Annotated in this window: 23 protein-coding genes; 9 read left to right on the forward strand and 14 right to left on the reverse strand. The window is 58.9% G+C overall.

Annotated features, from left to right (window positions below; all coding sequences use genetic code 11):
• Nucleotides 1–9 precede the first annotated feature (9 nt).
• On the reverse strand, nucleotides 10–1,221 hold the full coding sequence (locus ACWFTY_RS03025; protein WP_447525922.1) for a hypothetical protein: 1,212 nt from the start codon (nucleotides 1,219–1,221) through the stop codon (nucleotides 10–12).
• Nucleotides 1,222–1,353: 132 nt separating this feature from the next.
• The gene (locus ACWFTY_RS03030) at nucleotides 1,354–2,175 is read right to left on the reverse strand and encodes a hypothetical protein (RefSeq protein WP_447525923.1); all 822 of its coding nucleotides are present in this window, start codon (nucleotides 2,173–2,175) and stop codon (nucleotides 1,354–1,356) included.
• Between the two features lie 225 nt (nucleotides 2,176–2,400).
• On the opposite strand from ACWFTY_RS03030, the gene ACWFTY_RS03035 reads away from it, so the two are divergent.
• Nucleotides 2,401–4,383, forward strand: coding sequence for a TonB-dependent receptor plug domain-containing protein (locus ACWFTY_RS03035; protein ID WP_447525924.1), 1,983 nt, complete (start codon nucleotides 2,401–2,403; stop codon nucleotides 4,381–4,383).
• An 82-nt stretch (nucleotides 4,384–4,465) separates the two neighbouring features.
• Nucleotides 4,466–4,813, forward strand: a complete 348-nt coding sequence (locus ACWFTY_RS03040; RefSeq protein WP_447525925.1) for a hypothetical protein — start codon at nucleotides 4,466–4,468, stop codon at nucleotides 4,811–4,813.
• Between the two features lie 23 nt (nucleotides 4,814–4,836).
• On the opposite strand, the gene ACWFTY_RS03045 is transcribed toward ACWFTY_RS03040, so the two are convergent.
• Both ACWFTY_RS03045 and ACWFTY_RS03050 read right to left on the reverse strand, forming a co-directional pair.
• Nucleotides 4,837–5,586 (reverse strand): LytR/AlgR family response regulator transcription factor, encoded by a 750-nt coding sequence (locus tag ACWFTY_RS03045; protein ID WP_447525926.1) that lies wholly within the window; start codon nucleotides 5,584–5,586, stop codon nucleotides 4,837–4,839.
• The gene (locus ACWFTY_RS03050; protein ID WP_447525927.1) at nucleotides 5,583–6,716 is read right to left on the reverse strand and encodes a sensor histidine kinase; all 1,134 of its coding nucleotides are present in this window, start codon (nucleotides 6,714–6,716) and stop codon (nucleotides 5,583–5,585) included. The genes ACWFTY_RS03045 and ACWFTY_RS03050 overlap by 4 nt, the downstream gene beginning before the upstream one ends.
• A 234-nt stretch (nucleotides 6,717–6,950) precedes the next feature.
• Between ACWFTY_RS03050 and ACWFTY_RS03055 the strand changes: the two genes are divergently transcribed.
• The gene (locus ACWFTY_RS03055) at nucleotides 6,951–7,502 is read left to right on the forward strand and encodes a hypothetical protein (protein ID WP_447525928.1); all 552 of its coding nucleotides are present in this window, start codon (nucleotides 6,951–6,953) and stop codon (nucleotides 7,500–7,502) included.
• Between the two features lie 22 nt (nucleotides 7,503–7,524).
• On the opposite strand, the gene ACWFTY_RS03060 is transcribed toward ACWFTY_RS03055, so the two are convergent.
• A complete protein-coding gene (locus ACWFTY_RS03060) occupies nucleotides 7,525–8,424 on the reverse strand; it encodes a metal-dependent hydrolase (protein WP_447525929.1) in 900 nt (299 codons plus the stop codon).
• Nucleotides 8,425–8,491: 67 nt separating this feature from the next.
• Here ACWFTY_RS03060 and ACWFTY_RS03065 point away from each other — a divergent pair, with 67 nt between their 5' ends.
• On the forward strand, nucleotides 8,492–9,088 hold the full coding sequence (locus ACWFTY_RS03065) for a TetR/AcrR family transcriptional regulator (protein ID WP_447525930.1): 597 nt from the start codon (nucleotides 8,492–8,494) through the stop codon (nucleotides 9,086–9,088).
• Nucleotides 9,089–9,101: 13 nt separating this feature from the next.
• On the opposite strand, the gene ACWFTY_RS03070 is transcribed toward ACWFTY_RS03065, so the two are convergent.
• Complete coding sequence (locus ACWFTY_RS03070; RefSeq protein ID WP_447525931.1) at nucleotides 9,102–9,542, reverse strand: VOC family protein; 441 nt, start codon at nucleotides 9,540–9,542, stop codon at nucleotides 9,102–9,104.
• Nucleotides 9,532–10,221: a hypothetical protein gene (locus ACWFTY_RS03075; protein ID WP_447525932.1), complete on the reverse strand. Its 690-nt coding sequence runs from the start codon at nucleotides 10,219–10,221 to the stop codon at nucleotides 9,532–9,534. Before ACWFTY_RS03075 ends, ACWFTY_RS03070 begins: the two co-directional genes overlap by 11 nt.
• Before the next feature lie 96 nt (nucleotides 10,222–10,317).
• On the opposite strand from ACWFTY_RS03075, the gene lnt reads away from it, so the two are divergent.
• The 4 genes from lnt (at nucleotide 10,318) to ACWFTY_RS03095 (ending at nucleotide 15,006) form a co-directional block, all read left to right on the forward strand.
• Complete coding sequence (gene lnt / locus ACWFTY_RS03080) at nucleotides 10,318–11,844, forward strand: apolipoprotein N-acyltransferase (protein WP_447526935.1); 1,527 nt, start codon at nucleotides 10,318–10,320, stop codon at nucleotides 11,842–11,844.
• 68 nt (nucleotides 11,845–11,912) lie between these two features.
• Entirely contained in the window at nucleotides 11,913–13,124 is a 1,212-nt protein-coding gene (metK, locus tag ACWFTY_RS03085; protein ID WP_447525933.1) for a methionine adenosyltransferase, read from the forward strand.
• 31 nt (nucleotides 13,125–13,155) lie between these two features.
• The gene (gene trmB, locus ACWFTY_RS03090; RefSeq protein ID WP_447525934.1) at nucleotides 13,156–13,851 is read left to right on the forward strand and encodes a tRNA (guanine(46)-N(7))-methyltransferase TrmB; all 696 of its coding nucleotides are present in this window, start codon (nucleotides 13,156–13,158) and stop codon (nucleotides 13,849–13,851) included.
• A 192-nt stretch (nucleotides 13,852–14,043) separates the two neighbouring features.
• Nucleotides 14,044–15,006 carry a metal-dependent hydrolase gene (locus tag ACWFTY_RS03095; protein ID WP_447525935.1) on the forward strand — a complete coding sequence of 321 codons (963 nt, stop codon included), beginning with the start codon at nucleotides 14,044–14,046 and terminating at the stop codon, nucleotides 15,004–15,006.
• A gap of 8 nt (nucleotides 15,007–15,014) precedes the next feature.
• Here the strand turns inward: ACWFTY_RS03095 and ACWFTY_RS03100 are convergent, their stop codons facing one another.
• The 3 genes from ACWFTY_RS03100 to rplU form a co-directional block, all read right to left on the reverse strand.
• Nucleotides 15,015–15,569, reverse strand: a complete 555-nt coding sequence (locus tag ACWFTY_RS03100; protein ID WP_447525936.1) for a GNAT family N-acetyltransferase — start codon at nucleotides 15,567–15,569, stop codon at nucleotides 15,015–15,017.
• A gap of 197 nt (nucleotides 15,570–15,766) precedes the next feature.
• Nucleotides 15,767–16,036, reverse strand: coding sequence for a 50S ribosomal protein L27 (rpmA, locus tag ACWFTY_RS03105; protein WP_067197476.1), 270 nt, complete (start codon nucleotides 16,034–16,036; stop codon nucleotides 15,767–15,769).
• 3 nt (nucleotides 16,037–16,039) lie between these two features.
• Nucleotides 16,040–16,555, reverse strand: coding sequence for a 50S ribosomal protein L21 (gene rplU / locus ACWFTY_RS03110; protein WP_447525937.1), 516 nt, complete (start codon nucleotides 16,553–16,555; stop codon nucleotides 16,040–16,042).
• Between the two features lie 219 nt (nucleotides 16,556–16,774).
• Here rplU and ACWFTY_RS03115 point away from each other — a divergent pair, with 219 nt between their 5' ends.
• Entirely contained in the window at nucleotides 16,775–17,290 is a 516-nt protein-coding gene (locus ACWFTY_RS03115) for a hypothetical protein (protein WP_447525938.1), read from the forward strand.
• On the opposite strand, the gene ACWFTY_RS03120 is transcribed toward ACWFTY_RS03115, so the two are convergent.
• The 4 genes from ACWFTY_RS03120 to ACWFTY_RS03135 all read right to left on the reverse strand — a co-directional run bounded on the left by ACWFTY_RS03120 (nucleotide 17,287) and on the right by ACWFTY_RS03135 (nucleotide 21,070).
• A complete protein-coding gene (locus tag ACWFTY_RS03120) occupies nucleotides 17,287–17,841 on the reverse strand; it encodes a gamma carbonic anhydrase family protein (RefSeq protein ID WP_447525939.1) in 555 nt (184 codons plus the stop codon). The two genes, ACWFTY_RS03115 and ACWFTY_RS03120, sit on opposite strands and share 4 nt — an antisense overlap.
• Nucleotides 17,838–18,407 carry a GNAT family N-acetyltransferase gene (locus ACWFTY_RS03125; RefSeq protein ID WP_447525940.1) on the reverse strand — a complete coding sequence of 190 codons (570 nt, stop codon included), beginning with the start codon at nucleotides 18,405–18,407 and terminating at the stop codon, nucleotides 17,838–17,840. Before ACWFTY_RS03125 ends, ACWFTY_RS03120 begins: the two co-directional genes overlap by 4 nt.
• Complete coding sequence (gene hemB, locus ACWFTY_RS03130) at nucleotides 18,400–19,401, reverse strand: porphobilinogen synthase (RefSeq protein ID WP_447525941.1); 1,002 nt, start codon at nucleotides 19,399–19,401, stop codon at nucleotides 18,400–18,402. The genes ACWFTY_RS03125 and hemB overlap by 8 nt, the downstream gene beginning before the upstream one ends.
• A 73-nt stretch (nucleotides 19,402–19,474) precedes the next feature.
• The gene (locus tag ACWFTY_RS03135) at nucleotides 19,475–21,070 is read right to left on the reverse strand and encodes a M23 family metallopeptidase (RefSeq protein WP_447525942.1); all 1,596 of its coding nucleotides are present in this window, start codon (nucleotides 21,068–21,070) and stop codon (nucleotides 19,475–19,477) included.
• Between the last annotated feature and the right edge of the window lie 23 nt (nucleotides 21,071–21,093).

The following is a 21,093-nucleotide window of genomic DNA, read 5'->3' on the forward strand; positions in this document are numbered from 1 at the left end:
GCCGCTTGCTCACGCGTTCGACGATTCGACATCATTGCCGAACAACACGATCATCACCCCGAGCATCGCCAGCAGGATGAAGCCGAAACCCTTTAGCCGTTCACCCTTTATCAGGAAGGCTCGCCGCGCCGCGATCACCGATTGCAGCGTGTAATAGAGCGCGAAGGCACGGCTGGCATAAGCGATGATCTGGAAGATATTGGCGCTCCAGGTCAAAAGCAGGCCGATGCCGACCAATATCGCATAGCCGGTGCGCGCCTTGACATGACCCTTGGTCAGTTCCTCGACCAGCCCGCCCGAGCCACTGGTATCGGCAATCGCGGCGCTGAACTGCGCCGCCAGCGCAGCGGCGACCAGCAGCAGCGGAAGGATCGGTGTGATGATCCCCATCATGTCGATAATCGCGGTCTCGGTCAGGGCAAATTGTTCACGCTCGAAACTATAGGCAAATAGTCCGATGTAGATCATGTAGATTACCGCGCTGACGATCTGGGCGAGGCGCATCGACTTGATCCGGGTCGTCGCATCATAGTTTCGCCCTAGATAGCGAGAGGTTTCAAAACCCTGCACCGTGATGATCAGGCCGAAGGCGAGGGTGAGCGCGGGCCAGCCGGAGAGCATAGGCGGATGCATGAAGAGCGTCTCGGCGCTTGCCTTCTGATAGAAATACCAGGTCAGTCCGACCAGCAGGCCGACGATGATCGCCAGCTTTAGCGTCACGGCGCTATATTCCATCCTTTCCAGCGCCTTGAACCCTCGGGTCCATCCGACGATCAGGATCAGTATATAGATGGCCGAGGTCAGCAGCTTGGCATTGGCCGGGCTGTCGAACGCGGTCAGGCTGACGCCAAAGGCGCCGAACAGGTTTAGATAATAGCCGACCGAAATGGTGAAGGCGAAGACCAGCGCCCAGGAAGCGGCAATTTCCAGCCGGTCAATCCCGTCGTTCTGGACCGGTTCGCGGACATTGCGGTGAAAGATATTGAAGCGGATCGCCGCCCCGAACAGATAGGCACCGAGACATAGTCCGGCCATGATCAGCGGGGCGATATAGCCGTAATCCGATACCAATATCGGCGCGAGCACCAGGAATCCGCTGCCGATGATCGAGGCCAGTGGCGTCACCGTTGCGCGCCAGACCTGCGACTTTGACAGGCGCGGCGCGAGCAGCAGCAAACCGGTGGCGATCACCGACAGGATGATGAGAATATTCAATAGCAAGGCAGGGTCCGATGATGGTGGCGAAAGAAAAAGGAGGATAGGCCTGTCGCGGATTGCTTGTCGACGGGTTTCTCGTGCAAGGCTGAACACGGGGTGTCGACGCTATTCAGGGTCACACGGGTCACACCCCCTTTAGTGGAAAGACGGACCATCCTCACCCGGGCCATTCCCATCATCAGAGCCATCGTTGCAGTCGTCATCGTCGCGGCCGTCATCATCGCATCCGACGGGATTGGCTTTTTCCCAAAAGCCGGGCTGATCCATCATGCCGCTGCGCTCGGCGCGCGACCATTGCAGATCATCCCAGTCGTCCGCCTCGTATGGATCGAGATCGGACGTATCGACGTCTTCCGGTGCCATTGCGCCGATCCGCTCGCGTTCCTGAAACATTTCGAGCCGGTTGAGCAACTCATCATCGCTTGATCCGGCCATATAGGGGTTCGGCGGCGGTGCCCGCCGGGTCTGCGCCGCGCGATCCTGCGCTTCGAGCATGGCAGAGCAATCATCACCTTCGCCGATTGCTTCGACCATTGCGTCAAAATCTGCCGCCGCCTCGCGCGCGGGCTCGCCGGCCAGATCGAGACCATCGGCCTTGGCATCGAGCCGCGCCAGCGCCGCGAGCAGCAGTCCGGCGGAAAAGCGCGTCCGTTCACCCACTTCCTCGCCGTGATACCAGACCGTCTCGGTCCAGCCGTGCAGCCCGGTTTCGAGCAGAGTTTCGGTATAAAGATCGCGGGCATGGATCAGCGCTGCATCCCACGCCCGGTCAAAAGCGCGCCCTTCCTGCCGTCGGCGCAAGCGATAAGCGCCTTCGCGACTCATTCCGACATAGGCGGCTGACGCCTTGACCGAGCCGCAACGTGCGAGCGCTTCCAGGAATTCACGTTGTTTTTCAGGGGTCCAGCTTGGTGTCGGGGGTTGGGGAGCATCATTGGGGAACGGTTGGTCGATCATATCCTTATCCAATTTTTTTGGTTGCAAGAAGACCGCAATATAACCGATATGGTACACTGTAGGAAAGAGGGGGTGTATCTTGCCGGATATGTTGAAGATGTCCGCGAGGTCATTGCCGTTTGCCACGTAAAATTCAGCCATTCGCTTTTCAGGATGGCTTGACCCTATAGCCACTAGAGGGTGCATAGGCCGCCGCGTTGATATTGTTCAAAAAGGACTGTTGTCGTGATCCCCAGCCGCCTGCGTTTTCTGTTGCTTTGCCCCTTGCCTGTTTTCGTCCTCCCGATACCGCTCTCTGCGCAAGTGATTGGTCGAGTCGAGGCAGGCCAGGTCCACGATGAGTCGGAAGAGGAAAATGACTATATCATTGTCCAGGGCACACGGCTGAATCGCCGTGTCCAGGACGAACCGATCCGCGTCGAAGTCATTGCCGGTGAAGAGATTGAAGAAAAGGCGATCATGCGGCCCGGAAACATCGCCATGCTGGTCAACGAGACTGGCGGCGTGCGGGTACAGGTAACCTCGCCTGCGCTCGGGGCGGCGAATATCCGCATTCAGGGGCTCGAGGGACGGTACACGCAATTGCTGGCCGACAATCTTCCGCTTTATGGCGGTCAGGCGGCGTCGCTGGGGCTGCTGCAGATTCCGCCAACGGATCTCGGGCAGGTGGAAGTGATAAAAGGGGCTGCATCGGCCCTCTACGGCGCATCGGCGCTGGGCGGCGTGATCAATCTCGTCTCGAAGCGGCCGGGTGATGAGTTCGAAGCCGACATTCTCGCCAATGCAACCACCCGCAACGGGCAGGATCTGACCGCTTATGTTGCCGGGCCGATCAGCGCCAATAGCGGCCTTTCCCTGACCGCCGGAGCGCACCGGCAAAGCGGTCAGGATCTCGATGGCGACGGCTGGTATGATATGGCTGGTTATGATCGCTTCACTGCCCGACCGCGCTTCCAGTGGAATGGCGAGGACGGCTCTTCCCTGTACGTCACGCTCTGCGCGATGACCGAGGACCGGGTGGGCGGCACGCTTCCGGGACGCACTGTCCCCGACGGCACGACGTTCGTGCAAGCGCAGGATACCGAGCGATATGATGCCGGGCTGGTCGCGGAAAAGCCGATTAGCGAGCTTGTCAGTCTGCATTTGCGAGCCTCTGCCATGCGGCAGGAGCATCTTCATCGCTTTGGCGCGGTTGTCGAAGATGACCGGCACAGCAATGCTTTCGTCGAGGCTTCTGTTGCAGGAACCAGCGGTAGTACGTCCTGGGTCGGCGGTGTGGCTTACCAGTCAGACGGCTTCCGCTCGGACCGCTTTCCGGCCTTCGACTATAGCTACAAGGTCCCGGCAGTCTTCGCGCAGATCGAGCAGGAGGCGACCTATGACCTCACGCTTGCTGCCAGCGCCCGGGTCGACTTTCATGACGAATTCGGCACGCAGTTCAGCCCCCGACTGTCGGCTTTGTACAAGCCGGGCAACTGGACCGTAAGGGGATCGATCGGCGGGGGTTTCTTCGCGCCGACACCCTTTGTCGACGAGATCGAGGCCGCCGGCCTGTCGCGGCTGGAGCCGCTTGGTGATCTGGAAGCGGAAACCGCGCAGACCGCTTCGCTCGACATGGGCTATGCCGACGGGCCGTGGGAAGCCAATGTGACCTTGTTCGGCGCGAACATCAAAAACCCGACCAGACTTGAAGACGTCGCTGCTGACCGGGTTCGTCTGGTCAACGGCAGCGGGACCACCCGGATTCGCGGCTCCGAACTGTTGCTGCGGTTCAAGCAGAACGGCTTCACGGTCACCGGAAGCTATGTCTTCGTCGATGCGACCGAGCCCGACCCGACCGGTGCAGGACGCCAGCGTGTGCCGCTGACACCGCGGCACACCGGCGGCCTGGTCGGCATGTGGGAGGAACATGGCAAGGGCCGGATCGGTATCGAGGCTTATTATACCGGCCGGCAGGAACTGGAGGACGATCCGTTCCGCACCCGCTCGCGTGCCTATGTCCATCTGGGGCTGTTGGGAGAGATTGTGGTCGGCAAGATCAGCCTGTTTGCCAATGCCGAAAACCTGCTCGATGTGCGGCAGTCGCGTTACGATCCGCTGGTCCTTCCGCAGCGCGCCGCGAGCGGTCAGTGGACGGTGGATGCCTGGGGACCGCTGGAAGGGTTCATCCTCAACGGCGGCATACGCCTGCGCTTTGGCGGGCACTGATGGCATAATCGGATGCTTTGCCTCGCTCGCTCTTACTGAATCCGGTGAACAGCAGACTTAGAGCGGTGCTGTTGTGGCGGCGGTGTATCTTGCGCCTATCTCGTGTCGCCTTGCTTTCGGCAATGTCGACGGTCTGGTGCGCGAAGCGACGAGACGGCGGCGCGGTGTCGGCAATTCGAGACTTGCTTTTGACGATTTCTACGACCGGATCCATCGATGGGGCAACAGCCTGTTCGCTGCCGGCCATTATGGCCAGCTGGACGGAACGTCGGAAAGCGCGGCGTCTCTCGGTGTGCGCTATGATATCGCCCGCGGTTTGTCGACCAATCTGGGCGTCAACGCCCGCAAGGCGCAGATTGCCCGTGACGGCATAGCGGTGGTCGACGAAGATGAAAGCAGCGCGACCGCTTCGGTGCGCTACAGCTTCTAGGCGTCCGGGCTATTCGGGCCCGGCTATTTGCCAGCCAGCTTTTTCGCTTCCGCCAGATGGGTCCGGCCGATACGGATTTCGGTGCCGCATTTCAGGCAGGCCATCCATACGCCGCCGCCGTCATGGCGCAGGCCGGCGATCCAGTCGCGCCGGACCAGATGCGAGCGGTGCAGCCGGATAAACTCTTCCGGATCGAGCCGCTCTTCCAGGCCGGTGATGGTCTGGTGCAGCAGATAGCTGACGGGACCGACGTGCAGACGCATATAGTCGCGTTCGGCCTCGACCCGGTCGATTTCGGAAGCGACGATGCGGCGCAGTTCGGATTTATAGGGCACCCAGAATTCTTCCGCCCAGGGCGAATCTTCCGCCCCGTCGCCGCGCGGTTCCGCCGTGCGTTCCCGGACCCGCGAGATAGCCAATGTCAGCCGCGCATTCTCGACCGGCTTCAGCACATAATCGATGGCTGCCACGTCAAAGGCCTCGACTGCAAAACGGTCAAAAGCGGTGACAAATATGATCGCCGGCGCGTCGGCCTTGCCGGACAGGGCCCGCGCGACATCCAGCCCGTCCTTGCCGGGCATCGCGATGTCGAGAAGCAGCAGGTCGGGTTTCAACTGTTCGGTCAAGCGCAGCGCCGCTTCGCCATCGCTGGCAGTGCCGATCAGGTTTATTTCCGGCTGCCGGGCGCAAAGCAGCTGCAGACGTTCGATCGCCAGCGGTTCATCATCGACAATCAGCGTTGTCAGCGGTTTGAGTTCGATATCTTCGATCATGGATTATCCAGCATCAACGGTAGGGTCAGCTGCGCAATATAGCCACCTTCTGCCGGACGTACAGTCTGCAGACCGGCTTGCTGGCCAAAGCGGGTTTCCAGCCGGTCCCGGACATTGGCCAGACCAATGCCGCTGCTCGTGCCGTCATCGTCCAGATCGACCGGTCGCGGATCGCCGTCATCCGCCACCGTCAGGATCAGATTGTCGCCATCTGACCGGGCGCTTATCGCAATGGTCACCGGGCGTTTGCTATGCGCGACGCTATGCTTGATCGCGTTCTCGACCAGCGGTTGCAGGATCAGGCCGGGCACCAGCACGCCGAGCAAATCGTCGGGAATATTGACCTTTGTCCGGAGCCGTTCGGGGAAGCGCACCGCCTCGATATCAAGATAGAGATTTTGCAGATGCACCTCTTCCGACAAGGGCACATCTTCCAATGGATCGCCCGACAGGCTGGTGCGATAGAATTTCGAGAGGTTGAGGATCATCTCTTCGGCTTCTTCCGGCTGGCTACGCATCACCAGGGTGCTGAGGCTGTTGAGCGTGTTGAACAGGAAATGCGGATTGACCTGATAGCGCAGCGACCGCAGTTCGGCATCCTGCGCGGCCTGCGCGAAGCGGGCGGCCTTGCGCTCGACCTGCCGGACCCTGCCGGCATAGCTCAGCGTCAGATATAGGGATGTCCAGCTGACGATGAAGAAAAAGCGGGAAGTGGCATCTTCGAAAATTGCCTTAAACGCCAGATTATCCTGCTCCATATATTTACGCATTTCCTCGACATGCGCTTCGTCCCACAGATTTTCCGGATAATAGACGTTGAAGATATAATGGTTGAACGAGGCAATGAGGATGGCGCACGGAATAGCGGCGGCAAAGGCCGTGATGATCCGGGTGGAGAGGGCCTTGTCCTCGAACTGCCGGAGAAACAGATAGAGCAGATAGGTGGCGCCGATGCCGAAAACGGTTACGACAGTCCGTCGCATCACCATTTCGCCTTGCGCCGGCCAGTCACCGATCGACGCCCGCAGCGTCAGGACAATCATGTAGAAAAACCAGAATCCGAGGATCGACAGGATGGCTACCTGATGTCCGACCGACGGCCTGCGGTTTCCCAGTTCAAATTTTCTCATATGCGTTCAATCATGGTTGCGCAGCAGCTTAGGCCAATATGGTATCAATTGTCTCTAGGGGAATCGTGACCGGTCGAACCATGCTTGCGGTTGGTCGAAACTTTATAAGCCTGGCGCGCAATTTTCAGACTTTGGATGGTCAACGGAGAATTAGTCAGGCCTGATTTAACCAATTACTAACCATGTTTGGGCCAAATGTCTTCGTGGGATAAGTCCACGAGGAGTTGTGACGACATGACCAAGGAAACACGATCCGTCCCCGGCGCCATGACGCTGGCCGAGATGAAGGAATTTGCGAGCTTCAGTTCCGCGACCCAGCGCTATATCCGCCGGTCGCTGGATGTCGGGCTCGAGCGTTCCGATGCGGTGGAGACATGGTCGCGCGACAAGGTCGAAGAAGCCGGAATCCAGGTCCAGATGTCTCTATACCGGCGCATCCGCGACATTCGCAAAGCGATTCCCGAAGATTGCGCTATCGACAGTATCGAGGCGTTCATGCCTTCGCTGATTTCGCTCGCTGCCTATGATCTGGGGCAGGGCCGCATTCACAGTTTCCCCGCCTTTCGTTTTCTCTACGAGCGTCTGCTGGGCCCGGATTCGCGTCCTTGGCTTCCCGGCGCTTTTTGCGCGGCAGCATCGCTCCCGCATCTGCACCCGAAAACCCGCAAGGGCCTGTTGCAATCGATCAGCGAAGCTGCAGCGACCGCGCCCGGCTGGTCCAACCGCGAACCCAGCTTCTTTCCGGAATGGGTCGAAAAAGTGGATATGAGCAAAGCGGCGCATTGACCGCTGTGGTCTGATCCTGACGTCAGGCGGCCGCGGGCCGTCCTGTGATCGCCGCTTCATATTCGCTTTCGGCGCGCTGGATCAGATGCCGGTCGTCTTCATTCCACGGATGAAATCCGGGCAGGAAGAATTTGCACCACGGGACGATGATCGCCCGCGCTATGCCCGGCGCGACGAGCAGGAATTTCAGCAGCCGGAGCTTCACCCGCCATCCGGTCATGCCGTCTTGCGCCAGCAGATCGAGCGTGTCGTTCCAGCGGTTGCCCCAGAAATTTTTGGTGATGACGAGCATCATCAGCGCCTTCACTTTCCAGCGTTGCCAGCGGCTCCAGTCCCGGGTCGCGTAGAGCCAGGTGTCATAGGCGACGCCCTTATGCTCGATCTCTTCCAGTGCATGCCAGCGCCACAGGTCGGCGGTTTCCTCATCGGAATCTTTCCAGTGCAGCGGGTTGGCGATAAACTGCTGCGCCATGATCGCGGTAAAATGTTCGAGGATCATCGTCGCTGCCAGATTGGTGATCTTGGGCCGGCCCTTGGTCATGGCGAGCGATTCGGTAATCCGCTGTTCGATCCGGCTGGTGTCATAGCCGTTTTCCTCGACCCGGCGGTTCAGCGCCAGATGTTCGCGGCTGTGGATCACTTCCTGCTGAACGAAGGCGCGGATTTCTTTCTGCAATTTTTGCGGCGTGTGATTGCGAAATTCTCGCACACTCTCGATGAAGAAAGCCTCGCCGCGCGGGAAAGTGAGCGACAGGCAATTGTAGAAAGCGGTCGCGACCGGATCACCATTTTGCCAGTATTTCCCGGGGTCATAGCCTTCTTCCCGCCCGAAACGGCGGTCGCGGGGCGTGATCTCATGATCCGCAGGTGTAGGGGTGTAAATGGATTCCGGTTCGGCGCTGAGGGAATTAGGCATATTCATCAGATGTTTCCATTATGCGAAATGCGGCCTATAGCTAACAGCGATGATAATAAGGCTACTTACATAAATGTCAATAGCAAAGAGACGTCTCTCGCCCGAAGAAAGCCGTGGCATGGCGCTGGCAGCGGCCCGCGATCTGCTGATCGAAACCGGCCCGCAGTCGGTTACATTGAAGGCTGTCGCCGGCCGGATCGGCCGGACCCACGCCAATCTATTGCACCATTTCGGTTCGGCCTCCGGCCTGCAAAAGGCGCTTGCCGTCTATTTGTCCGACGAAGTTTGCGGGATGATTGCGCAGGCGATCCTGAAATCGCGTACCGGCGAAGGCACAGTGCGCGACATTGTCGACCTCACTTTCGACGCGTTTGACAAACAGGGCGGAGCAGCGCTCTGGTCCTGGATGATGTTGACCGGCAACGAAGACGCGCTCGACCCGATTGTCGATGCCATTCATGTGCTGGTAGATGATATTGGCGCAGGCGGACATGAAGACCGGGAAAAGCATGACGACACGCTGGCTCTGGTGCTGATGGCTCTGGGTGACGCGCTGATCGGCGATCGTCTTTCCGGCTCGCTCGGCCTACCCAGAGATTCCGCTCGCGACATGGCAGAACGGCAACTGGAAGATGCTCTGGAACGCTGGAAATGCGATCATGAAGCCTAGGCTTCCCTGACTCTCAATCCGTGGCGAACAGTTGATCGTCGCTGGCAAAGGCCTTGAACTCGAGCGCATTGCCGCTCGGATCATGAAAGAACATCGTCGCCTGCTCGCCGACCTGTCCCTCGAAGCGGATCGTCGGCGGAATAACGAAGTCGATTGCCGCTGCGGATAGCCGGTCCGCGAGAGACTGCCATGAAGACATGGTCAGCACGACGCCGAAATGCGGTACCGGGACTTGCTCGCCATCGACCGGATTGACCATCGGTCGAGCGGCAAAATTCTCGTCGAGATGGGTGACGATCTGATGCCCGAACAGATTGAAATCTATCCAGCACGGGTCGCTGCGACCTTCTTCGCAACCCAGCAGTTCGCCATAAAATGTCCGCGCAGCGTCGAGATCATTTACCGGGAAGGCCAGATGGAAGGGCCGCAAGGCCGTTTGGGACTCAATGTTCATATTTTCTCTGCTTATCTTCGGGAGCGGCAAGAGTGAAACAATGTTCGAAATCCAGATTGGAACCCAGTCCTGCTGATTCCCGCTCTTTGGCTTCGGCCAGCATCGATTCGCGGCTCCGGGTCAATAATATGTCGCTCTCCGAACCGCTGAGTCCCTCGGCGCGCATCTGGTCGCGGGCACGGCTGTCGAGCACAGCAGCCAGCGTTTTCAGATCCTGCGCGGTCTTGGACAGACCCTCGCGGTCGTGGACCTCGTCATAGGCCAGTTGCAGCATTCCGGCGCACTGGGCCAGGTCGGGCTTGGGCTTTGGCGGGACTGCAGCATCCAGCAATGGCAGGCATTTGGCCATCTCCGCTTCTACCACCGCATTCGGGTCCGCTGCGTCGACGGCCGTTTGTTGTTTGGCGGAGACGGCCGCCAGAAAATCCAGCCGCACTTGTTCTCGGGTCTTTCCGGTTTCGGTGATGATCCGTTCCCCGACCAGTCCGGCGTAAGTTGCCCCGCGCTCCGAGAGCAGGGGATAGTCGAGCGCGCTGCTTACACCGCGTTCCTGTTCCGAGGCGATGATCGCCAGCACGGCGACACAGGATAGGTCGCGCTGCTGGATTTCGCTCAGCGGTTCTGGCTGGCTTGCCGCCGGCTGCGCCAGCGCAAGCGTCAGGAGGGTGATGATCTTCATGTCCGGACGATAGCAAGCAAATGCTGGTTCGGGCAATTAGCAATTGAATGGTGATCGCGAACACGGCAAAAGCCGCTGGTGTCAAAACTCCATGAAATGATCGCCCGCCATCCCTACGCAATCTCGCTGTTCGCGGGTGGCTTGAGCGCAACCGGCTTCGCGCCGCTGAACCTGGGGCCGCTGACGATCTTGATGCTGGCCTTGTGGATGGCGATCGTGATGCAGGCGCAGAGCCGCAAAGCGGCCTTTTTCACTGGCTGGCTGTTCGGGGTAGGCCATTTCATCATTGGCCTGAACTGGATTGCAAAGGCTTTTACCTTCCAGGCGGCGATGCCGGAATGGCTGGGCTATGTCGCTGTGGTTCTGCTGTCGCTTTATCTGGCGGTATTTCCGGCACTGGCTGCTTTGGGCGCGTTTTGGGTTGGCAAGGACAGGCCGGGCACGTTCGTACTGGCAATGGCAGCGATGTGGATCATCACAGAATGGCTGAGAAGCTGGGTGTTCAGTGGTTTTATCTGGAATCCGTTGGGGGTGATCGCCCTCCCGCTCGGCCAGATGGCCAGTCTCAGCATGTTTATCGGAACCTATGGTCTATCCGCTCTGCTGTTTGCAGGAGCCGGTGGTCTTTGGCTATTAGCCGAGAAAAGATGGCAAGCCGCGATTCTCCCGCTGGTAGTTTTTGCCGGGCTTTCGGTGGTCCCGCATGGCCAGCAGCAAATTTTATCGGACCAGCCGCTGATCACCGTGGTCCAACCCAATATCGGGCAGCAGGATAAATGGCAGGCCGGTTATGAAGAGCAGAATCTCTCCAAGCTGGCCGAACTGACACTCCGCGAAGATGACAGTCCGCGCATCATCTTCTGGCCCGAAGCGGCGATTCCCGATTATCTCGAGACCGGTTATCCGGCGCGCTATTATTATGGTCGCCCGCCGGAATTTGTCCGTCAGCAGCTCGGCGGACTGATGAAGCCCGGTGATGTGCTGGTGCTGGGCGCGCTCAAGCTCGAATTTGACGAAGCGGAAGGACGTGCGGTCGGTGCCCGCAACAGTGTCTTCGCTATGGATTCCGGGCATCAGTTGATCGGACGCTACGACAAGTCCCATTTGGTGCCTTATGGTGAATATCTGCCGATGCGGCCGCTTTTGTCGGCTATCGGCCTGTCCCGTCTGGCACCGGGTGATTTTGATTTCTGGCCCGGTCCTGGCGCTAGTTCGATTGATCTTGGCCGGTTTGGCAAGGCGGGGGTTCAGGTTTGCTACGAGATTATTTTTTCAGGCCAGGTCGTGGACCGCGAAAACCGTCCGGAATTTATTTTCAACCCGTCCAATGACGCCTGGTTCGGCAGTTGGGGGCCACCGCAGCATCTGGCTCAGGCGCGTTTGCGGGCGATCGAAGAGGGGCTGCCGGTGATCCGTTCGACTCCGACCGGCATATCGGCGGTGATCGACGCGAACGGAACGGTCAGAGCCCATGTGCCGATGGGTGAGGCGGGCCGGATTGATAGCCGTCTGCCGCAAGCGAAGGCACCCACGCTGTTCGCGAGCTATGGCAATATCCTGCCGCTCGCTCTGGCGCTGATTTTGCTTCTATCTGCCATTGCCATCCGCGTGCGTGCCCGTTAAAGTAGATATAAACTTTTCCTTATGTCCCTGTGGCTGATGTCGTTTCGGCCCAAAATCAGGATTTTGCCATGCGTTCAGAATTTATATTCACTTCCGAATCGGTCTCTGAAGGCCATCCCGATAAAGTATCGGACCAGATTTCGGATGCCATCGTCGATCTGTTTCTTTCGAAGGATCCGGAAGCGCGGGTTGCTTGCGAAACCATGACCACAACAGATCGGGTGATTCTTGCAGGGGAAGTTCGCGGTTCGGGCATGATCGATACGGACGGCAATTGGGCGCCGGGCGCGCAGGAGGAAATCCAGACCGTTGTCCGCGAAACCGTCAAGAAAATCGGCTATGAGCAGGACGGGTTCCACTGGCAGAATCTGACATTTGAAAATTATCTGCACCCGCAATCGGCGCATATCGCGCAGGGCGTCGACGAAAGCGGCAACAAGGACGAAGGCGCTGGCGATCAGGGCATCATGTTCGGCTATGCCAGCGACGAAACGCCGGACCTGATGCCGGCAACGCTGCAATATTCGCACGAGATTTTAAAGCAGATGGCCAAGGATCGTCACAGTGGCGCAGCCCCGTTCCTGGAGCCTGACAGCAAGAGCCAGGTGACCCTGCGCTATGTCAATGAAGTACCGGTAGAGGCCGTTGCTCTGGTGGTCTCGACGCAGCACGCGCCGGGCTATTACAAGGACAGCGACAATCCGGCGCTTTACGAGGAATTGCGCGACTATGTGATGGGCGTGTTCCACTCGGTGCTGCCCGAAGGCTTTATCACCGACAAGACGGTGATTCACGTCAACCCGACCGGCCGCTTTGAAATTGGCGGTCCGGACGGCGACGCCGGTCTTACCGGACGCAAGATCATCGTCGACACTTATGGCGGCGCGAGCCCCCATGGCGGCGGCGCCTTCTCCGGCAAGGATCCGACCAAGGTCGATCGCTCGGCAGCCTATATCACCCGTTATCTGGCGAAGAATATCGTCGCCGCCGGTCTCGCCAAGCGCTGCGCGATCCAGCTATCTTATGCGATCGGTGTCGCCGAGCCATTGTCGATCAATGTCGACCTGCATGGCACCGGCAAAGTGAGCGAAGAGCGACTGGAAGAAATATTGCCGGAGCTGGTGCGTCTGACACCGAAGGGCATTCGCACCCATCTCGGCCTGAACAAGCCTATTTATGGCGCGACCGCCGCTTATGGCCATTTCGGGCGCAAGGCTGAGGGTGATTTCTTCACTTGGGAAAAGACCGATCTGGTGGATGCGCTGAAAGCCGCTATCTAGAGACGATCTTGCCCGTAGAAGTTTCCGAGCGATGACCGCATTTAAAGAAGGTGATCCTACCACCATTCGCCAGCTATACGGCCGGCGGCAGGGTCATGCCTTGCGTGATCAGCAGGTCGGATTGGTTGAAAAGCTGCTGCCGCAAATCGCTGTGCCGGTAGAAGGTCCTGTGTCGTCTAAGTCGTTGTTTGGCGGCGACCGTCCACTGCATTTCGAAATCGGCTTCGGCGCCGGGGAACATCTTGCCGCGCGCGCCGACATGCTGCCCGATCACGGTTTCATCGGCTGCGAACCCTATCTCAACGGCGTGGTCGGAGCGCTGCAGCATATCCGCGACGGCCATCTGGCCAACGTCCGCCTTCATATGGGCAATGCGCTCGACGTGCTGGAGCGGATCCCGGATGGCGCGCTGAGCTTTGTCTATCTGCTGCATCCCGATCCCTGGCCGAAGGCGCGCCACGCCAAGCGGCGCTTCATGAATCATGGGCCGATCGGCCTGATCGCGCAGAAGCTGAAACCGGGCGGCGAGTTTCGTTTCGGCACCGACCATCCGGTCTATCTGGAATGGGCCTGCATGATCATGAACCAGCGCGACGAATTTGACTGGCTGTGCGAAAGTCCGAAGGACTGGATGATCCGTCCCGGTGGCTGGCCGGAAACGCGCTATGAAGCCAAGGCGCGCCGTCAGGGTCATGATGTATGGTATTTCCGCTACCGGCGTAAATAAACCATAGGGCGTCAAGCCCGTTCATATTTCAATATCCAGCTTTTCTGCGGATTTCGGTGAGATAAACCGATAATTAACCACGTCTGTAAAGCATCCTGGGATGCCGAACCTTAACCTTCCTTGTCTAAGCAGCGCTTAACCAAAAGTTGATCGCACACTTTTATCAGGGTACTGGGAGGTACATAGCCAGATATGGACATCGCTCCACCACTCGCTCATGCAGCGGCCAAATTTAAGGCGCAGAAGAAAAGCGCGACGCCCTCCGATCTTCATATCCACCCCCGCAACCGGAATTTTTCCAGCGCCGTGATCCGCCGGCGCCGCTGGGTCGGTGGCGATCCTTATGCGTCCGCCTTTTTCAATGCGCTGTCGGTGACCTTTCCGGAAGGTGAGACATTTTTCATCGAATCGATCAAAAAATTTCGTAAGCGCGTGCCGCCGAAATTGCAGCAGGAAATCCGTGCCTTCATCCAGCAGGAAGCGATCCACAGCCGTGAACATCATTGCTTCAACGAGCATCTGAAAGACTGTGATTTCGATATTACCCGGCTGGAACAGGCGATTTGCGGAGTGGTCAACACGATTCGGACCAAGCCGGAAATCGCGCATCTCGTCGCGACCATGTGTATCGAGCATATTACCGCGATTCTGGCCGCAGAAGTGATTGCCAACCCGAAACATTTTGAACATGCCGACGAGCACCAGCGCAAACTCTGGCTATGGCATGCTTCGGAAGAAGTTGAGCATAAGGGTGTCGCCTTTGATACCTGGCTGCATGTGACCAGGGACTGGAATCCTCTGAAATGCTGGCTTGTCCGCTGCAGCTTCATGGCCAAAATCACGCTGGGTTTTACCAAGAACCGGGCCAAAGGCGTTCTGGATCTGCTGCGCCAGGACGGTATTTCGGGACCACGCGCATGGTTCGGGCTGGTCCATTATGCATTTCTCGGCGATGCGCCGTTCCGGCGGACCTTGTGGCCGCTGCTGCAGTTTTTCAAACCGGGTTTCCACCCGTGGGATATCGACGACCGGCCTCTCATCCGGCTGGCCGAGAGCGAATATGAAGCGGCGATCATGGATGAAGCGGCAGGCTCGGCGAAGGTCACGCCGATCAAGGGCCGACCCCGCGCAGGCCGTCTGAAGAAAGTCGCCTGAGGCTATCTTTACGCGGCGAGGTCTCGCATGATTCCATCTGCCGAATCATCTTCCGACAGGGAAAGGGTGAACTGAACCGCGTCGGTTTTCCCCCCTCTGCCCTTTGAAAAGCGGGGAGCGGACCGGCCGGTCGGCCTGAAGCCCAGTTTCCTCAACACTTTACCCGAAGCGGGATTGTCGGCGAAATGCTCGGCCCTGATTTCCGGGTGGCCCAGCGTCCGGGCAATGTCGAGCACCGCCCGACCAGCCTCGGTCGCGTAACCGTGGCCCCAGTGACCGCGGGCAATCCAGTAGCCCAGTTCCAGAACCCCTTCGCCTTTGTCGTCAAACCCCATGCAGCCCAGCAACAGGGGAGTCTGGCCATTGCGGCGAAAGATCAGAAAATTGGGATGAACCACGGGGCGCGGACTGACGAGAAATTGTTCGGCGTCATCGCGTCTATAGGGCCATGGAGCGCTCGCAAGGTTGCGGATGATCGCTTCATCATTGATTGCATTGAATAAGGCGTCGGCATCCTCGGGCCAGCCGGGCCGTAGAAGCAATCTTGGTGTTATGGCAAACATCGGGACTCTCCATCATCATATTCGCGACGCCCCCGACTTGAATGATTAGTCCGCTAGAGCGGACCCGTTACAAGATCGTGACGTTATGACAGGGAGAGACAAAAAAAGGGAGAGGATGACCCTCTCCCTGAAATTGGTGGTTCTGTCGAACCTACCGGGTCATCCTGCTGGAGGATAACCCTTTATCGATTATCCGGTTATTCTGCGGCTTCTGCCATGAGGTCGACGGACACATATTTGCGGCCGAGCTTGCCCTTGTGGAATTCCACCTTGCCGTCGACGAGCGCGAACAATGTGTGGTCCTTGCCCATACCGACATTGCGACCCGCATGAGTCTGCGTTCCGCGCTGGCGGATGATAATGTTACCGGCGACAACAGCTTCGCTGCCAAATTTCTTTACGCCCAGACGACGACCTGCTGAGTCGCGTCCGTTGCGGGATGAACCACCTGCTTTTTTATGTGCCATGGTTTAGTCCTCTTTCTTCGCAGCCGGCTTTTTGGCTGCTGGCTTCTTAGCTGGAGCCTTCTTGGCAGCAGCTGGCTTGGTTTCGGTTTTCGCAGCAGCTTTTTTCGCTGGCGCTTTTTCGGCCGGAGCCTTTTCAGCTGGAGCAGCCTTGGCTTTCGCGGCCGGCTTTTCTTCGGCTGGAGCAGCTTCCTTCTTGGGAGCGGCTTTCTTTGGCGCCTTGTCAGAACCAACGGCGCTGATCTTCAGCACCGTGTGTTGCTGGCGATGGCCGTTTTTCCGACGATAGTTATGCCGGCGGCGCTTTTTGAAGATGATGACCTTCTCGCCTTTTTCCTGGGCGATGATCTCGGCCGCAACGGTCAGACCCTTGACGTCCTTTATGTCGTCGCCGTCACCGGCAAGCAAAACGTCATCCAAGGTTATCGAATCACCAGCTTCACCAGCTAGTTTTTCGACTGCGATAATATCTCCTGCGGCAACCCGATATTGTTTGCCGCCGGTGCGCACAATTGCGAACATGGCTATTTTTCCGTTTCAAATTTATGGTTCCAGCGCACAAGGCCGTTAACGCGAGTCTTTCGGCTCACGCTGGAAAGAGTGGGCAGCTAACCGATGGAACTGGCACTGTCAACCAGCTTAAGGCAATTTTGGGCTATTCAAGGCGGTCCGACAATGCCCCGCTTCCAGTTTGGAGATTCGCCGTTGCAGACCGGATAACCCTCTCGTAAAGACAGGGCAATGAAAAAACTCTCCGCTTTGGTGACGATTATCACAGTTACACTGTCCGGTTGCGCGATGCAGCAAGGCGATTTTCCGTCGCTTCTCGAGCGTCCCTATGAACGCGAATCGGTGACGGACGACGCGGCTGCCCCCGCTACCGCCATTTCTTCGCTGCCAGCGGATTTGCAGTCCAGGCTGGGCGCCGCGGTGGCGAGCAGCAGCGCTGCGGATGCAAAATACCGGGCCAGACTTCCGGCCGTCAAAAAGCTGGTGGATGCGGCCCGCGGCTCGGCGGAGTCGAGCGAAGCCTGGGTTGTGGCGCATATGGAACTGGCGGCGCTCGAGATACAGCGCAGTCCTTCGGTCGAGGCGCTGGCCGATATCGATTCGCTTTACCGAGAGCAGCTCGAACGCGAGACGGCCGAAGACGAATCAGGAGGCACCACCATCATCGCCACGCAGCGCGACTCGGTCCAGGCGCAAGTCGACCGGCAGCAGGCTGATATCGAGGCGATGAAGAACCGGCTGCGCTAGGCTAGCGCGTCGATCGCTGCTTTGTGCGCCTTGGCATTTTCGACATAATGGGCCACGCCCATCCGCATGCCGGCGATTGCCGGTTCGGTCAGGTCGCGCATATATTTGGCTGGCGAACCCGCCCATAGCTGCCCGGACGGAATGCGCTTGTTCGGGGTCAGGGTCGCGCCGGCGGCGAGCATCGCATCGCCCTCGATCACGCAGCCGTCCATGACCGTCGTGCTCAGGCCGACAAAGGCCCGGTCTTCCAGCGTTGCGCCGTGCAGCATCACCATATGACCGACCAGCACATCATCGCCGATGATTGTCGGATTGCCATTGGGCGTCGCCGGTGTGGCGCTGTCGCAATGGATGGTGGTGCCATCCTGGATATTGCTGCGCGCGCCGATCCGGATGAAATTCACATCGGCGCGAATCACGCAATTATACCAGACGCTCGATTCGGGGCCGATTTCGACATCGCCGATGATCTTGCAGCCGGGCGCGATAAAGGCGCTGGGATGGATTTTAGGGCTTTTGCCGTTGAACGGCAGAATGAGAGGATTGGTCATGCTTTGGAATTCCAGACATCAGCTTCGATTTTATAAACAATGGTCGGGTTCAGATCTTCGCTATAATTGGGGTCGTGAAAATCCAGCTCGGGATGGTGGCGCATACCGAGTCGTTTCATCAGGCCCCAGCTTGGTTCGTTGCCGGCGACGGTCAGCGCTACGACATAGGGCGCGTTCCAGCGGCTGAACGCTGCGTCCATGCAGGCCGTTGCGGCTTCCTTGGCATAGCCATGGCCCCAGGCATCTTCGCGCAAGCGCCAGCCGATTTCATGGGCACCGGTCAGTTTCGGCTGCGGCGCATTGACTCGCTTGAGGCCGCAAAATCCCAGAATTTCTCCGTCAGACTTGCGCTCGACAATCCAGAATGTGTGACCGAAATCGCGGTCATAGCCTTCGAGCCGCGCCATCGCGGCGTCGAATTTCTCGCGGCTCTGCACGCCGCCCAGCCAGCGCATCACATTGCGGGTATTGAGATGCTCCATAAACGGCTCGATATCGCTTTTGCGCCATTTGCGCAGGAGCAGCCGTTCGGTTTCCAGAACAATATCGGTGGCTTTATCAGCCATGGAGCAAACGCGCTGCATCGGCGGCGAAATAGGTGAGGATACCGGAGCATCCTGCCCGCTTGAACGCGAGCAGCTTTTCCATCATCAACGCGTCATGGTCGCCGACGCCGGCTGCGGCTCCGACCTTGATCAGCGCATATTCGCCGGACACCTGATAGGCGAAGACCGGTATGTTGAATTCCGACTTGGCACGGTAAATGATGTCGAGATAGGCTAGGCCGGGTTTGACCATCACGCTGTCGGCGCCCTCGGCAATATCGAAGGCAATCTCGCGAATCGCTTCATCGCTGTTGGCCGGATCCATTTGATAGGTTTTCTTGTCGCCCTTCAGCAGCCCGCCCGATCCCACGGCGTCGCGGAAGGGGCCGTAAAAGGCGCTGGCATATTTGGCGGAATAAGCCATGATCTGGACATTATGGTGATGCGCCAGTTCGAGCACATCACGGATCGCGCCGACCCGGCCATCCATCATATCGGATGGTGCGATGATATCGGCGCCAGCATTGGCCTGATTCAGCGCCTGCTTGGTCAGCATGTCGAGCGTGCGGTCATTGGCGACATAGCCCTTGTCATCGAGCAGCCCGTCCTGGCCATGGCTGGTGTACGGATCGAGCGCGACATCGGTGAGAATGCCGATCTCGTCGCCCAGCGCGTCTTTCACCGCTTTGGTGGCGCGGCACATCAGATTGTCGGGATTGAGCGCCTCCCTGCCGTCATCGCTGCGCTTTTCGGCCGGTGTGTTGGGAAATAGCGCGAGGCAGGGGATGCCGAGATCGCGGGCTTCCTTTGCCCGTTCAACGATACCGTCGACCGACCAGCGCGAAACGCCCGGCAGCGATGCGATCGGCTCTTCCACGCCTGTGCCTTCGGTAATGAACAGCGGCCAGATCAGGTCGGAGGGCGTCAGACGCGTCTCCCGGACCATGTCCCGGCTCCATGAATGGGTGCGCGTGCGGCGCAGGCGGGTGTGCGGGAATGAAGCGTGTTGTGTCATGGAAAAGGCTTAGCCGAGCAGGCAGCGGCGCTCAACTCTTCTGTGAAACTGTTTGGTGGCGGGTGGTCCGGGCCTAGCTCTTGAGCGGCTTGTTGAGCCGGTTGATCTCGCGTTCGGGTTCGGCGTGCGCAGAAGCGCTTTTCAGCGTGGTTAGAGCAGCGCCCGGTTCGACGCGCTGCAATTTCTGCAGCTCGCCCTTGAAGTTGCGCAGCTCCCGTCCGCCCAGTTGGGCGCGCTCGACAAATTTCACCGAACGGGGATTGATCGTGCGTCCGCCGCGATAGAGTTCGTAGTGGAGATGGGGGCCGGTCGACAGGCCGGTCGAGCCGATATAGCCGATAATCTGGCCCTTGCGCACGCGGCGTCCGTTGCTCACCGCGATCCGGCTCATATGGCCATAGCCGGAAGCCAGGCCGCCGCTATGTTGCAATCTGACATAATTGCCAAAGCCGCCCTTGCGACCGGCATGAACCACCTTGCCGTCGGTAACCGCATAAATTGGCGCGCCATAGCCGCCGCCAAAGTCCATGCCGCTGTGCATGCGCTTGTAGCGCAGGATCGGATGGCGGCGCATGCCATAGTTGGAGGTGATGCGTCCGTTGGTCGGCCGGGCGAGTTCGCCGTTCGACTGGCCGACGCCCGATGCTTCGAACCAGTTGGTGCGTCCGCCGCTCTGCCATCTCAACATTTGTGCCTGAGCCTTGCCGCCACGTTCGAGGCCGGCATAGATCAAGTCGCCGACTTCGACCTCGCCGGTTTCGGCGCGGCGATAGGACAGGATGATATCAAATTCGTCGGTGCTGCGAATATCGCGCGATACGGACATTTTGGATCCGATGACCTGCAGATATTTCTGTACCGCATCGGCCGGAGCACCCGCGGCGCGAGCAGAGCGATAGAGGCTCGAGCCGACCGTGCCCTTGATCCGCAGCGGCGTGTCGTCGACCAGGATCGGCTTGCGGTTGAGCTTCAGCTGGCTGCCGTCGCGCAATATTTCGAGATTGAGGTCAAAGCGCGCGCGGAACGCCAGCTGGTCGAGCGGTCGCGCCTGGTTCTTCGCCGGGCGACGGCCGAGGACGACATCGATCTTGGTGCCGGGCTTGATATCGCCGAGCGAAACCGCACCGCTGATCAGGTCATTGGCCTGCGCGGCTTCGTCGCTGGCGACCCCGGCGCGTTGCAGCACCCGGCGGAGACTGTCGCCGCGACCGAGCGTGGCGACCAGTTCGATTGATGGTCGTTCCGGGCTTTCTGCCAGTGGGCGCACCGCGTCGGTTGCCGCCATCCGTATGCCGGTGTCTGAACCATAAGCCAGCGGCGCGATCATTTGCGAACGGGCCTGATCGGCGCGAAAGCCGCTCAGCGGATCGGCGCGATGTCCGGCAATCGGACCAAAATCGGGAAGGCAGCTGATTGCAAAGCCGCACAGGGCGGTCAGGGTTACCAGACCGCGAAACCAGGTCGGGCTGCCGATATCCACGCCAAGATCGGGCACCCAGTCGAGTTCGGACAGATATTCACGCCATTCGGCCAGGTTTTTCCTGGAAAATATCGTTTCGGGGATCGCCGACGGCAGGGGATTGGCTGCGATGGCTGCAGACCCCTGAACTTGCATGTCGATATCGTCGATACTCTTGAACAAACCAACCCCTTGGTGATGCAAATTCATGACTTTGCATCCTGTATATGAGC

Source organism: Parasphingorhabdus sp. NYA22 (genome assembly GCF_976973735.1).

What these genes read in the sequence shown, in the direction of transcription:
- hemB (WP_447525941.1), bottom strand. Translation starts at nt 19,401, where the DNA reads ATGACACAACACGCTTCATTCCCGCACACCCGCCTGCGCCGCACGCGC.
- ACWFTY_RS03030 (WP_447525923.1), bottom strand. Translation starts at nt 2,175, where the DNA reads ATGATCGACCAACCGTTCCCCAATGATGCTCCCCAACCCCCGACACCA.
- ACWFTY_RS03125 (WP_447525940.1), bottom strand. Translation starts at nt 18,407, where the DNA reads ATGGCTGATAAAGCCACCGATATTGTTCTGGAAACCGAACGGCTGCTC.
- ACWFTY_RS03120 (WP_447525939.1), bottom strand. Translation starts at nt 17,841, where the DNA reads ATGACCAATCCTCTCATTCTGCCGTTCAACGGCAAAAGCCCTAAAATC.
- ACWFTY_RS03135 (WP_447525942.1), bottom strand. Translation starts at nt 21,070, where the DNA reads ATGAATTTGCATCACCAAGGGGTTGGTTTGTTCAAGAGTATCGACGAT.
- ACWFTY_RS03100 (WP_447525936.1), bottom strand. Translation starts at nt 15,569, where the DNA reads ATGTTTGCCATAACACCAAGATTGCTTCTACGGCCCGGCTGGCCCGAG.
- ACWFTY_RS03115 (WP_447525938.1), top strand. Translation starts at nt 16,775, where the DNA reads ATGAAAAAACTCTCCGCTTTGGTGACGATTATCACAGTTACACTGTCC.
- ACWFTY_RS03070 (WP_447525931.1), bottom strand. Translation starts at nt 9,542, where the DNA reads ATGAACATTGAGTCCCAAACGGCCTTGCGGCCCTTCCATCTGGCCTTC.
- ACWFTY_RS03060 (WP_447525929.1), bottom strand. Translation starts at nt 8,424, where the DNA reads ATGAATATGCCTAATTCCCTCAGCGCCGAACCGGAATCCATTTACACC.
- ACWFTY_RS03050 (WP_447525927.1), bottom strand. Translation starts at nt 6,716, where the DNA reads ATGAGAAAATTTGAACTGGGAAACCGCAGGCCGTCGGTCGGACATCAG.
- rplU (WP_447525937.1), bottom strand. Translation starts at nt 16,555, where the DNA reads ATGTTCGCAATTGTGCGCACCGGCGGCAAACAATATCGGGTTGCCGCA.
- ACWFTY_RS03055 (WP_447525928.1), top strand. Translation starts at nt 6,951, where the DNA reads ATGACCAAGGAAACACGATCCGTCCCCGGCGCCATGACGCTGGCCGAG.
- ACWFTY_RS03065 (WP_447525930.1), top strand. Translation starts at nt 8,492, where the DNA reads ATGTCAATAGCAAAGAGACGTCTCTCGCCCGAAGAAAGCCGTGGCATG.
- ACWFTY_RS03095 (WP_447525935.1), top strand. Translation starts at nt 14,044, where the DNA reads ATGGACATCGCTCCACCACTCGCTCATGCAGCGGCCAAATTTAAGGCG.
- trmB (WP_447525934.1), top strand. Translation starts at nt 13,156, where the DNA reads ATGACCGCATTTAAAGAAGGTGATCCTACCACCATTCGCCAGCTATAC.
- ACWFTY_RS03075 (WP_447525932.1), bottom strand. Translation starts at nt 10,221, where the DNA reads ATGAAGATCATCACCCTCCTGACGCTTGCGCTGGCGCAGCCGGCGGCA.
- lnt (WP_447526935.1), top strand. Translation starts at nt 10,318, where the DNA reads ATGATCGCCCGCCATCCCTACGCAATCTCGCTGTTCGCGGGTGGCTTG.
- rpmA (WP_067197476.1), bottom strand. Translation starts at nt 16,036, where the DNA reads ATGGCACATAAAAAAGCAGGTGGTTCATCCCGCAACGGACGCGACTCA.
- ACWFTY_RS03045 (WP_447525926.1), bottom strand. Translation starts at nt 5,586, where the DNA reads ATGATCGAAGATATCGAACTCAAACCGCTGACAACGCTGATTGTCGAT.
- metK (WP_447525933.1), top strand. Translation starts at nt 11,913, where the DNA reads ATGCGTTCAGAATTTATATTCACTTCCGAATCGGTCTCTGAAGGCCAT.